Origin of the sequence: Salegentibacter salinarum (assembly GCF_900168115.1) — a bacterium.
Taxonomy (GTDB): Bacteria; Bacteroidota; Bacteroidia; order Flavobacteriales; family Flavobacteriaceae; genus Salegentibacter; species Salegentibacter salinarum.
In genome coordinates this window covers 1-11,804 of sequence record NZ_FUZC01000025.1, presented here as the reverse complement: position 1 = coordinate 11,804, position 11,804 = coordinate 1, and the positions used below count along the sequence as shown (strand labels likewise).

Below are 11,804 nucleotides of genomic sequence, written 5' to 3'. Positions count from 1 at the left end.
GTTAGATCATTCCTATCTGTAAAACTGATTCCTGTATAGCTCTAAAAGACAAATAAATCCCTCACCCTATCCAAACGGTCATTATTGCTTAGAACTACCATTGACACGCTGTACAGAAGAATCCCACAGATCGATTGGAACTTTGGATTTCAAACTAAGATTCTCTCTGTGGTTATCCACAGAAATTCGAACATAAAGGTTTGTTTGGTTGTAGGTTTGTTTGGTTGTTTTTCACCCTGGAAGAATACACCCAGAATAAGCTGGAAAATGTTTTTAAAGTACGCATTGCTAGCGTCTTTAAATTAATTTTCAGTTAACGAAAGGCAAATCGAAAAATTTTAAGACACTGATAATCAAAGCATCAACATGTTGACATCATAAAATTATGTTGACGATTTGTTAGAAAAATAATATAATAAAAGTCTCTTAAACTAAACCCTAAAAAACATAAAACACTGTAAGACATAGTATTTACGGTATTTTGATATAATTTGAATTTTTGAAAAATGACTCTACTCCGGCTTTATAATACAGCCCTCACTCGATTTGCAGATTTTGCTTTTATCACAAAGCAAAAAAAACAAAATGCTTTCTGCAAAAAGCAAAAACAAGCATATTTGCTCTTTACAGAAAGCAATTATGGAGAATTTATTATTAGAATTTCAGTCATAATGAAATCTGCATTTTGCAACTAATATTTCTCCTTCTTTATATTGGTATATTAGTCTATGTTCGCTATCAATTCGTCTTGACCAAAACCCAGCATATTTATGCTTTAGAGGTTCAGGTTTTCCAATTCCGTCATAAGGATTTCTAGCGATGTCTTTCAAGAGTTCATTAATTTTCTTTAACTTTTTCTTGTCTGTTTTTTGCCAAAACAAGTAATCCTCCCAAGACTCATCAACGAATATATACCTCATTTAATATTCGATTAAGTCTTTGTCGAAAGTTGTTCCGCTTTTCAGTTTATCAATTGCAGAATCTAACCTTAATTCATTCTTTCGAGATGACAATTCGTGATTTGTAGCCATCAAAGAATTGTATTCTTGTAGTGACATAACTACAATTCCAGAATCTTTTCCACGATTTATAATCAAAGTCTCAAAGTTTTTTACAACTCGGTCTAAGTAGGTTTTAATATTTTTTCTAAAATCTGATACTGTTGTTATCAGCATAATATTGTATTTTTTAAAGTACAAATATACGTACAAATTTGGATCTCCGCAATTTTTTTCTATTGTGGGCAATGTCCGTTTAAAAGCCTAAGTTTTCTTGTTGATTAACAACTAAAATAAACATTTTCGGATTGAGGTTACTATTTGTAAGGTAATTAAGGTTTATAGTGGTTCTGTCATTAATCTTAGTGGAAAAAGCTACGGGTTAAAGAATAGTAAAACTTTTTTTAATAATGAAAATTGAACAATGTACTTTTAAATAATTGTGTACTCTTGTTGCCAAAAACTCTGTACTCAAACTTACCAATTATTGTGTATTGTTACTTACCGACTACAATAAGGAGGTGATCCCACCTTCATTTTCGAAAAGCTTTTACAGTCCTGTTATTTCCGTAAATATCCTTCCTGATTTCACTACTGAATCCATTTTCATCAAAAACTTCAGCAGTTTCATGTCCCAGATATTTATTGATTTCTACAAATACTAATCCTTTAGGAGCTAACTTTCTTTTGCCAATTCTGCTATTTTGCGATTAAACAGCATTGGGTCTTCATCTTTAACATATAGTGCAACCGGTGGTTCATAATCTAGAAAATTCCGTGGTACATCTTTTCTTGATTTTTCAAGAATATAAGGCGGGTTCGAAACAATTATATCAAATTGTTTGGGCAGACTTGTCCATTTAAGAACATCTCCCTGTATGAAGTCTACTTCAGCATTATTTAACTTCGCATTTTCTTGAGCTACCTCTAGAGCTCTTTCAGAAAGGTCTACAGCTGTTGTTTCTATTGGAAGTTCCTTCCCTAAAGTAATTGGCAAAAGCCCGCAGCCCGTACCTATGTCCAGTAAAGATAAGGTCCTAGCATTTTTTTCCTGCTGCAGTCTCGAGAATTTTTCTTTTACCCAGTTAACCAGCGTTTCGGTTTCAGGATTGGGATATTCCAATATTAGCAAATCCATTATTTTTCATTCTGATGATTTCTCGTATCATAACTGATCCTATGTACATTAAGATTACTAAGGGTAAAAGTTTATTTCTCACATTATTTTTTTTGATTCTGACTAACGTTCCCCATAAAAAAGTGCGGGCTGGCGTGCGTGATTGTGAACAGGACAATCCGCTATCCAGGCGAGCACCAACTTTCAAATCGAGAATGGTTTTAGCATTGTTTTTAGCCGTTGGCATTAGTACTATTAGTCTACAAACGTTTCCTTTAGCACTTCTTTGCACTTTCTAACTTCAGATTTGCTCAAAGAATCAAAGATTTTAATAATTCTTTGCTTATCAATTGTCCGAATTTGGTCTATTGCAATCATCCCTTTTTTATCATTTGATTTAATCGAAATTCTAGTCGGATATTTTTTGAGGTTTGTTGTCAGCGGGGCTACCACAATTGTTTTCAAAAATTTGTTCATTTCGTTTGGCGAAATAATTACACAAGGTCTCGTTTTCTTAATCTCACTTTCAACAGTTGGATCAAGATTTACCAGAATGATGAAATATTGTTTTAGTTCCATTCATCGAAATTTTCATCCTCAAAAACATCATTCATAAGAAGTCCATCGTCATTATTATCTGCCATTTCCTTGAATTTCTCTTCCCAGTTTTTTCTCGGTGACTCTATAGGTCGCAGAATGATTTGCCCTTTTTCCAAAATCAATTCTACTTTGTCTTTGATGTGGTATTTTTCCAAGATTGTTTTACTAAGCCTTAATCCTCTTGAGTTTCCAATTTTAATAATTGAAGTTTCCATAAATCTATTTTTTTGTATATACAAAGTTCTTACCTTCTGTTGAATTATGAAATTAAATTTGGGATTTGTTTGTATTAATACCAACTTCAGTCCGTCTAAAAACTGTGCGAGCGGGCGAGCTTGATTGTCCGCAGGATAATCAGGCGTTGCAAGCGAGCGCGATGTTTCGATTCGAGACTGAATTAAGCATCTTTGTTTTTAGGATATAATGTTATGCAAAGTTATTTTTTCAAGAACTTATTCTGGAATAATGGAATCCAATGTTTTCACGTTAAGCGGAATGGCAAATGAATATCCTGATAAGCCATCTTTATCTGGAATGGAATCAAAAGACCTTTCAGCAAAAACATTTAGATTCTTCCATACATCAACTTCATTTGAATTATCAGGATCATTCTTCGAATAGGTAAAAAAGGAAATTTTTTCTTCAGAGGATTTATCGAATTTGAATAATAGATCATATTTTTCAGGATGTCCTGATAGAACAGAGTCTAAGTTGGCTCTTACAAATTTAAATGTCTGCAATACAAAGTCGTTTAGCGCTGCATCTAACGGTGCCTTTTGAATCATTGTACTGGGACGAAATGTTTTGGAAATTTTCTTATCCATAGTAACTTGAATAAAAAAAGGAGTCCCTTTTTGTGCTTCCGGGAAATGGGACCAAAAATTATTAAGAAATTTCTCATTCATCAAAAAGTGATAACCCGCAAGATCATAGTCTTCCACGTTTGACTTCCAGAAACTTTCAAAAGCCCATTTTGGGGTACTAAGATGAATAAAAGCTACATCTTCTCCAACTTTTAAATTTTTGTGAGAATTACTTTGAAGCTCTTCGATATAGGTGAATTCATCTACTGAATGTTTACAATAAAAACTGAAAAGATTGATGTATAAAATCTTATTCTTGAATTCTGGTAAGTTAATTAGTTCCTCTAAAGAAGAAACCTCATTAAAGTTATCTAATATTCTTACTTTGTCATTTCCTTGAAAAGACTTTTGGCAACTAGTTGATATCATCAACAGCAGCAGTAGTAGTAAGAGAAATGATTTGTTCATAATTTAATTCTGACTAACGTCAAATTTGTTATTGATTTTCAATGAGTTACAAATTTTCCATCTATATTAATTTCCCTGGTTCTCTGCCTCTTTTTCTTGACGTTAGCCGAAGAAATTAATGGAGTTTCTTCATGTGGGGAATTTTGCACAACGTCTCGTCCTATAAATACAGGAGCTGGCGAGCTTGATTGTCCGCACAATAATATGCAATGCAAGCGTGCAGTGAATACGATTTGAGATCAAATTGAGCATTGTTTTTACACTGTTGCCCTTAGTGCTTTCCATACTGCTGCTCAATAATCCTGGATCAAAACTTCGGTTGGGATATGCAACTTGGCGTTCAGTTTTCTAATCATTTCCAAAGTCAGTTTGCGCTTTTTATTCATTATTTCGCTGACACGACTTTTGAAGCCGATCATCTCGACCAGATCCTTTTGCTTTAAGCCCATTTGCTCCATTCTAAAATTGATTGCCGAAATTGGATCGGGCATTCCAATCGGAAAATTCTCATTTTCATAATTGTCAATAATGATTGCTAAAATTTCTAATTCGTCGCCTTCATCAGTCCCTCTTTTTGCATCAAAAATAACTTCCAAACGCTCAAGTGCTTTGTGGTAGTCCGCTTCGTTTCTAATTGGTTTTATTTTCATCTTAAATTTCGTTTGCATTTATCTTATCATATTCAACGTGCGTCCCAATAAACCTTATCCACGCAAGTTGATACTCAAAATTAAATTTGACAATCAACCGATAATCGTTTCCTTTAATGTTGAAAACAATCCGGTTGTACTTTAAAATACTTGCGCTCGGATATTCATTTTTAAGTTCATTAATCGATGACCAATTGGATTTCTCGGTTTCACGATACCACGTTTTTAGCTGAAGTTCGCAATCACCGTGCTTTTCCCAAAAATCTCGTATTGTCCCTCTCGAAAATATTTTCACGTTAAATAGTTTGCTGCAAATATACAATAAAGTTACCAAAATGATAACTTTTATTCTTTTTCGCATTAAGGGCAACGTCAGTCCGTCTAAAAACCTAAGTTTTTTGCTGATTAACTATATACTACCGAGAATACCGTTTGAATCCAGATCACATCGCCATATGCACCTACTATTTGGTGGAAATCGTCCAACACCCTATACATAGAAGCACATATGAAGTGCTCCTGGGATAGATTGGCATACATCTGCTTATCGAACATGTACAACCCACCAGTCTGCGAGATGCAGTGCAATTAGTTCCTAGACCACTAGCCATTGCCCCCGACTTAAGTGCTCCACAGCAAAAAAATGATCAAAAGTTTAATTCAGCCACTTATAATCTTTAGCAACTTCAAAAATGCAAGAGAGACCAAAACGCCAGGGGTGTTCTCACTGCACCGTAATAGAGTTCTTTACCCTCACTATGAAAGGATAAAATGTTTGGAACAAATAATTGAGACACTGCATTTTCATAAAATTATGAACTTCATGAGCGCCATCTAACCAACTTATAGAAGGTCTTATTGGCGTTTTAGCTTCCCCAATTACAACCTGAATCTGCAGACTCATCTTTATTCAGATTCACACCACTTAGTTGATGGAGTTTGATAATATGTAAACTAGCGGAAAAATAATTATTCAGAAAAAAAATTGTAGGGACTCCAAATTTAAAAATTATCAGGGGCCGGGGTTAACATATTCGCTCATAGTTTTTAACAATATATTAAGAAGAAATATAGGAATTAAATAATTTTTAGATTTAATTGTACAATCCACTACCCCATTCAGCACATTAGCCTTTCGTACCTCCAGGCTAAAAAGCTTCATTCACAAGCACCTAACACAAGTGAAAAACCGCCAATTTCCATTTCACTTTTTCCGCACAAATGGTGAAAACGCTTCATTTCCGCTCTGGTTTTCCACTTAAGTTCTCAAATACAGTTGATATTCAATTTTTGTTTATAAATAATAAATAGGCTTAGATAACTTTCTTCATCAAAGAGAAACAAATAATTAAATTATTCAGAAAAATGTCTAGCCTCTTTTTCAAAAGAGTTTTCCCGATAACCTTTAATTTCAGTTTCTAAACTATATAGTCCCTGACTAAAAAGAGCATTAAAATCTGTATGAAAGATTTTATTATAAATTCTAACGAATTTGCTTTCCTGTTCTAACCTGGACCTGGGACGATCAAAGATAGTATTTATACCAGAAAAATTTTCGAACTGATAGGTATGAATAATTTCATGGGCCTCCGTTCTTTGACCACTTCCTCTTCTCAATAAAATGGAACTTAGCATTGCTTTGCCGTTAGATCCTTTTTCACCTAAAATCTCCGGTATTCGTTGACTAAATACAAGGGTGCCGAATACCATACTACGATCTACATCAAGTCTTGCCTGGGTGAATAGGTATGCAGCTCGAGATAATGCGAATGGCATTATTCTATACTTCAATTTAAACCTATTTTTAAAATCAATTTCAATTCGATTAAATGCTAAATTCAAATGCATACGTTCCCAAAAATTCCTGTTTGCAGCGGCGTTTTCAATTATTGAATTACCTGCTGCATTAACAAGTTTTGAGGGCCAGATATAGTTGTATTTCTTTTCCCTTGCAAATCTGCGAACTAGTCTTTTACTTTCAAAAACAAAATATCCACCAATAGCTCCCTGAGCAAACCCCTTAAGTAAAGTTTTTCCTAATGTCTGGTCAGGCGCTTTATTAATTACTGCCCCAATTCCTCCAATGACCCCACCCATACCAACGTTCATCAGGCCGTGCTGAAAATCATTTTCTTGAGCAATACCGGAAAAATTAAAGAAGGCTAAAAAAAAAATAATTAGTAAAAAATGAAGCTTTTTGGGCATTATATTAACAGGTGATATCTAAAGTGTAAAAATGCTAATATTCATATTTTTTTATTATTAATCGACTAAAAAATGTGATTTTATAATGATTTTGAATAACAAAGTTTTTTTTACCATCTAAACTACATATTTTTAGTCTTTAAAGGAAAACTCCCTATTAAATTGAAAAATCATCTCAGTCTAATCACTTGTTTATTATTAATATTTTCTTCCTGTACAATAGAAGATGAATTCACAGAACTTACCTCGCACGAGGACATTTTAGTAGAAACTCGTATTTTTTTTAAAGATACCTTGGTTGATTATGATATTGGTTTCGAATATTATAAAACCGATGGCTACAATAATTTAATTTCCAGATATATATCCTTTTCCGGAAGTACAAATAATGGAAGAGAAACTTTTTCGCAGGTATTCAAAGAATATAGAAAAGCGGGTATTAAAGTAGAAGCAGCAGAGAATGTGGATTTTATAACTATTACCTTCACTGAAGTCAATTGGGATTCCCAGCCATATTTTTATTACCGCCACGACTCTCCCGGTGAATTTACTTTTATGTACGATTTTGAATCCGACACGTATGAAGTTACCGAGGATTAAATATTTTCAGAAATCAATTTTAAAATAGAATAATATTAGAAGATGGAGCTACACTTCTTAAGGCTTTAGTTAGATCTAAAGGATAACATACTAATCTCTAATACCGTTTTCTTATTCATACCATTACGCCTTAAATTTCTTCATAATAAGACCATTAATTTTCCCATTCAGCACATTAGCCTTTCGTACCTCCAGGCTAAAGAGCTTCATTCACAAACACCGGACTTAAGTGGATTTCATAACTAAATTAATTCCTCTTCCTGCTCCTTCCCTACTCCTCCATTTCCCAATTTGAAGTATTCACGGCCTTTACTGCCACTACTTTTTATTGTAATGCAAATACCAAGATTTATAAGTTAGTCTGGACTGCATAAAGCCGGTCCCTACGCTCCCTTTTTATAAGTCCTCCCTAATTCTAAATCTTGAAAATGTATAAGCATCAAAAAAGGTAACAGGGGACGGCGCTACGGGAAGTAAATCGAATAACAGAAAAATGAAATCATATAGAATCCACAAAAAGAAAGCGGAATTAAAGAAGTCAAAAAAGAAAAACGCTCTGGTTACAATAAGTAAATCAGTTAAAATCAATTATAAACCTTTAAATCTTTTAGTTATAAAAACGCTTAGAAACACAGTACAGTTAATTCGAAATGTAGGGGAAGATCCTAAATCTCCCAAGTTTGAAAATGGTATGTTGATTTAGGTTACATATGAAAATTAAGGTAACCTTTTAGTTCTCATTTCAATTTAAATAATATCAAATAAAATGAAAGTTCAAAACCTAAAAAACCGCGCGAATCATAAGATTTGCGCGGTTTTGATAAGATTTGGTAATCTTAAGAGTGACCTTGCCAGTATTCAAACCTAACTTGCGCATCTAAGGTCTGGAAGTAGTTCCGGCAATTTAAAATTTCAAGGTAACCTTTTAGGTATCATTAATTTTGAACTTTTTTGTGATACATTGACTTCAATTCTATAAAAATACAAGAAATTTGAATTCCCAAAAAATTTGAGTTGCAAAGGTTTTAATTAGAATTTTCCATTCCTAATAACTAAGATTCTGTGTGGCCGTTCCGGCCATACGAACGCTTAGTAATTGTACCCAGTTATAATTTATACTTTGTTTTATTTTTCTCGCCTGTTTTTTGGAATAAGTTTAATTCTACTCCTTTTTTAAGGTCTCTACTTGCAGTTGCTCCCGAAATATCTTTGAATATATCCATATAATCTTTTCTTGTAAACTCTCTTTTATTTAAGGAAACAAAATATTCAAGCCTATCTTTTTCTGTAAATGTGCGTTGGTTAAAACCCAATAACTCATTTAATGATTTTTCAATCACATCGAGCATATATTCAATAAATGATGTAGAATTCCCTGCTTTGTCACTTTTTGATAAGGCCGCGTAGTATTTTTCTTGGTCTTTGCTTATTAAAGTCTCAAAAGGTATATATTCAAAAATTGGATATTTCTCCATTAAAATTAAGGTTTGCCACAGCCGTCCCATTCTACCATTCCCATCTAAAAAAGGATGAATGAATTCCATTTCATAATGAAAAACACAACTTTTAATAAGTTCTATTTCTTCTGATTTCTTCAAATAATCAAATAAATCTTTCATTAAAAAAGGAACATTTTGGTGTGGCGGAGCAAAATGTTCTACTTCTGAACCTTTCATTATACCAACACCTTGATTTCTATATTTCCCGGCATCTTCGATTAGATTTTTCATTAAATGCTTATGACATTTTAAAAATGATTTCTCATCAAAGGCATTGTAATTTTCTAGATGTTCATAAATTTCTATTGCATTGATAACTTCTTTCACATCCTTTTTAGGACCAATTATTCTTTTATGTTCTAGAAGCGCAGTTATTTGTTCTTCAGTAAGGCTATTTCCTTCTATTTTCAAAGAGGAATGAATTGTTTTAATCTTATTTTCTTTTCTAAGTTTCGGAGAAGGTTTATTAAGATAATTGGCATTAATAGCACCAATTTTTTCTGAAATTGCAGTAATGGATTTTAGGATAGTAGAAGTGATATCGTATGGTGGTTTCATTTGATACTATCATTTGATATTATCAAAAGTAAACTCAATTTTTAGCAATTGAAAGAAAAACTGCTGTTTTTAAATTGGGTACAACGTCAGTCCCTCTAAAAACCTAAGTTTTTTCTGATTAATGACTAAAATAAGCATTGTAATTATATGTCTTTGTTGTGAGCAGTCTTATTCAGAAATTATTTTAATTTCTGTTTCAAAAAATGTTCTTGAGACCTTGTCAGAATTAAGGGTATCATTAGTTATATCATATCCAGGATAAATTTCGAATCCATAATACTCCATTACATATCCTCTTATTTTCTTAATTCCCGGTTCTTCAAAATTTCTTCCAAAAACTACCGTTCTCTTTAAGTCAGTTGCTTCAATAAAATTGCGATTAATTGTGTCATCACCAAAATTTAAAAGATTGCCAGCTTAGCCTAGTTGGACAAGTCAGACTTAAGTATATTTTTAGCGCCGGTTTCAACAATTACGATGATCTTAGAATTTTTATCTTCAAAATTGGGTTTTTACTAATTTCGCTACGACTTTGGCATTCTCATTTATGCCTATTGGCGCCTTTAAATTTTGAATTCTGACTGATGAGGAAGAAAGTTGGTCCCCGTTTTCTCTATTGTCAGAGGATTCTTTGCAGCATTAAGAGATAGTACGTACATTAAGATTACTAAGGCTAAAAGTTTATTTCTCACATTATTTTTATTGATTCTGACTAAGGTCCCACGTCGAGTAGACAAGGGGAGTTTCACCCCAAGTCTCTCACAGATCCGGACATGATACTCCCGCATCATCCGGCTCCTGTTATACAAATCATAGCCAATTTAACAAGAAAAGCCCAACTTCCAGTGGTAAAAGAGGTAAGGAAACTGTTTTCTTACTCTATCCAACCATTGGTAGGCGTGTTTAAGTCTTGTTCTATAGCGTTTATACCGTTTTCTTGCCCACCTGATTAACCTTATACGCAACAGTCGAAAGACCTTCGAGAGTTCAGATCTTCGGAAGCGACCATAGTAATTCACCCATCCCCGGATCATCGGGTTTAAATAATAAGCTATTCCTATAATACTTTTGAAGCTGACTCTCTCAAATTTTAGCGCTTCCAATTTGTCTGCAATACGTTTTCGTGAACTTATACTTATGGCGCAGTCATAACCCAGAAACAGCTTTCCTGTCTTTCTGGATTTCGTTGCCCGAGGCTGGAAAGAATATCCAAGAAAATCAAATTTCACTACTGGATAATCCTCTCTCCTGCGTCCGTCCTTACAGTAGACAATTTTTGTTTTGTCCGGATGTAATTCTAAGCCGCAGGATTCCAACCTCTTGTTCACAGCTTCAAGTATATGTTCTGCGTGGGTTTTGCTTTGACAGTGCAATATGCAATCATCGGCATATCGGGCATATTTCACTGTCACATCGGTATGTTCCAGCCATTTATCAAGAGCATAATGAAGGAATAAATTTGCCAGAAGGGGACTTGCTACCCCTCCTTGTGGTGTTCCCTTGCCTTGCTTAGACTGTAACTCCCCAGATGTTTTAAGCACTGGTGCTTCGAGCCACCGTTCAAGATAAAGACACGCCCAGTTTTCTGGGACGTGTTTTCGTACTGCTAACATCAACTTTTGGTGATCAATTGTATTGAAGAAATCCTTGATGTCAAGATCTATATCCCAGTTCTGTCTCCTACAGTTTTCCCGTACCGTTTCGAGTGCCTGATGGGCGCTCTTGTTTGGTCGGTAACCGTAAGAGTTAGAGCTAAAAATCTTTTCAAAACGAGGTTCTAAATAGTCCTTAATAACCATTTGTCCTACTCTTTCGCTGATGGTGGGAATTCCAAGTTGGCGGACTTTCCATCCTTCTTGGGGATTTCCACTTCTTTGACTGGAGGAGGGAAATAACTCCCCGATGCTAGACGGTTCCAAAGTTTGTACAGGTGTCTGGATCTATTGGCATCAAATTCTTGCATGCTCACAGAATCCACACCTGCACTTCCTTTGTTGGCTCTAACCTTTTTATAAGCCGTCCAAACCATTTGGCGGCTTATCGGTATTGATTTTGTTTCATTCCATAAACTCATCCTCATAATTTGAGTTGGTAAATGTTATTAAACTGTATAACCTAACCCCTTCGCTCCATTCCCATTACAGGAACTTCATCACTACTACGGGTTAGTCCGTCCCTGGACAATATTTCGGTATTCTGCCTCTAGTTTGATCCTATTGTGCATTTCCCTTAACACTATTGTACAGGTTCCCGAGTTCCGTAAATGAGCCCGAATAAAAGTCATGCCACCTGAATGACGCCTGCCG

The 11,804-nt window shown here is 34.4% G+C and carries 12 protein-coding genes; 1 reads left to right on the top strand and 11 read right to left on the bottom strand.

The genetic code is table 11. The annotated features are described in order from the left end of the window. Nucleotides 1-662: 662 nt before the first annotated feature. The 9 genes from B5X53_RS18085 to B5X53_RS18040 all read right to left on the bottom strand — a co-directional run bounded on the left by B5X53_RS18085 (nucleotide 663) and on the right by B5X53_RS18040 (nucleotide 6,745). Nucleotides 663-920 (bottom strand): Txe/YoeB family addiction module toxin, encoded by a 258-nt coding sequence (locus B5X53_RS18085; RefSeq protein WP_079714619.1) that lies wholly within the window; start codon nucleotides 918-920, stop codon nucleotides 663-665. After that, nucleotides 921-1,175, bottom strand: a complete 255-nt coding sequence (locus B5X53_RS18080) for a type II toxin-antitoxin system Phd/YefM family antitoxin (protein ID WP_079714618.1) — start codon at nucleotides 1,173-1,175, stop codon at nucleotides 921-923. Between the two features lie 499 nt (nucleotides 1,176-1,674). Beyond that, nucleotides 1,675-2,136 (bottom strand): N5-glutamine methyltransferase family protein, encoded by a 462-nt coding sequence (locus tag B5X53_RS18075; RefSeq protein ID WP_079714617.1) that lies wholly within the window; start codon nucleotides 2,134-2,136, stop codon nucleotides 1,675-1,677. Between the two features lie 234 nt (nucleotides 2,137-2,370). Further along, nucleotides 2,371-2,694 carry a type II toxin-antitoxin system PemK/MazF family toxin gene (locus B5X53_RS18070; RefSeq protein ID WP_079714616.1) on the bottom strand — a complete coding sequence of 108 codons (324 nt, stop codon included), beginning with the start codon at nucleotides 2,692-2,694 and terminating at the stop codon, nucleotides 2,371-2,373. Next, a complete protein-coding gene (locus B5X53_RS18065; RefSeq protein WP_079714615.1) occupies nucleotides 2,685-2,930 on the bottom strand; it encodes an AbrB/MazE/SpoVT family DNA-binding domain-containing protein in 246 nt (81 codons plus the stop codon). The genes B5X53_RS18070 and B5X53_RS18065 overlap by 10 nt, the downstream gene beginning before the upstream one ends. A 237-nt stretch (nucleotides 2,931-3,167) precedes the next feature. Continuing rightward, nucleotides 3,168-3,986 (bottom strand): hypothetical protein, encoded by an 819-nt coding sequence (locus B5X53_RS18060; protein ID WP_143533284.1) that lies wholly within the window; start codon nucleotides 3,984-3,986, stop codon nucleotides 3,168-3,170. A gap of 293 nt (nucleotides 3,987-4,279) precedes the next feature. Continuing rightward, nucleotides 4,280-4,636: a helix-turn-helix domain-containing protein gene (locus B5X53_RS18055; protein ID WP_079714613.1), complete on the bottom strand. Its 357-nt coding sequence runs from the start codon at nucleotides 4,634-4,636 to the stop codon at nucleotides 4,280-4,282. A 1-nt stretch (nucleotide 4,637) separates the two neighbouring features. Continuing rightward, on the bottom strand, nucleotides 4,638-4,931 hold the full coding sequence (locus B5X53_RS18050) for a type II toxin-antitoxin system HigB family toxin (protein WP_079714637.1): 294 nt from the start codon (nucleotides 4,929-4,931) through the stop codon (nucleotides 4,638-4,640). A 1,058-nt stretch (nucleotides 4,932-5,989) separates the two neighbouring features. Further along, entirely contained in the window at nucleotides 5,990-6,745 is a 756-nt protein-coding gene (locus tag B5X53_RS18040; RefSeq protein WP_143533283.1) for a hypothetical protein, read from the bottom strand. 258 nt (nucleotides 6,746-7,003) lie between these two features. On the opposite strand from B5X53_RS18040, the gene B5X53_RS18035 reads away from it, so the two are divergent. Further along, complete coding sequence (locus tag B5X53_RS18035) at nucleotides 7,004-7,441, top strand: hypothetical protein (RefSeq protein ID WP_079714611.1); 438 nt, start codon at nucleotides 7,004-7,006, stop codon at nucleotides 7,439-7,441. A gap of 1,106 nt (nucleotides 7,442-8,547) precedes the next feature. On the opposite strand, the gene B5X53_RS18025 is transcribed toward B5X53_RS18035, so the two are convergent. Together B5X53_RS18025 and ltrA are read right to left on the bottom strand one after the other, a co-directional pair. Beyond that, nucleotides 8,548-9,498: a Fic family protein gene (locus tag B5X53_RS18025; protein WP_079714609.1), complete on the bottom strand. Its 951-nt coding sequence runs from the start codon at nucleotides 9,496-9,498 to the stop codon at nucleotides 8,548-8,550. 821 nt (nucleotides 9,499-10,319) lie between these two features. Beyond that, entirely contained in the window at nucleotides 10,320-11,417 is a 1,098-nt protein-coding gene (gene ltrA, locus B5X53_RS18020; RefSeq protein WP_232764107.1) for a group II intron reverse transcriptase/maturase, read from the bottom strand. Nucleotides 11,418-11,804 lie beyond the last annotated feature (387 nt).

Bases quoted from the DNA above. Each gene is read 5' to 3' on its own strand.
- B5X53_RS18085 (WP_079714619.1), bottom strand. From the start codon at position 920: ATGAGGTATATATTCGTTGATGAGTCTTGGGAGGATTACTTGTTTTGG.
- B5X53_RS18080 (WP_079714618.1), bottom strand. From the start codon at position 1,175: ATGCTGATAACAACAGTATCAGATTTTAGAAAAAATATTAAAACCTAC.
- B5X53_RS18075 (WP_079714617.1), bottom strand. From the start codon at position 2,136: ATGGATTTGCTAATATTGGAATATCCCAATCCTGAAACCGAAACGCTG.
- B5X53_RS18070 (WP_079714616.1), bottom strand. From the start codon at position 2,694: ATGGAACTAAAACAATATTTCATCATTCTGGTAAATCTTGATCCAACT.
- B5X53_RS18065 (WP_079714615.1), bottom strand. From the start codon at position 2,930: ATGGAAACTTCAATTATTAAAATTGGAAACTCAAGAGGATTAAGGCTT.
- B5X53_RS18060 (WP_143533284.1), bottom strand. From the start codon at position 3,986: ATGAACAAATCATTTCTCTTACTACTACTGCTGCTGTTGATGATATCA.
- B5X53_RS18055 (WP_079714613.1), bottom strand. From the start codon at position 4,636: ATGAAAATAAAACCAATTAGAAACGAAGCGGACTACCACAAAGCACTT.
- B5X53_RS18040 (WP_143533283.1), bottom strand. From the start codon at position 6,745: ATGAACGTTGGTATGGGTGGGGTCATTGGAGGAATTGGGGCAGTAATT.
- B5X53_RS18025 (WP_079714609.1), bottom strand. From the start codon at position 9,498: ATGAAACCACCATACGATATCACTTCTACTATCCTAAAATCCATTACT.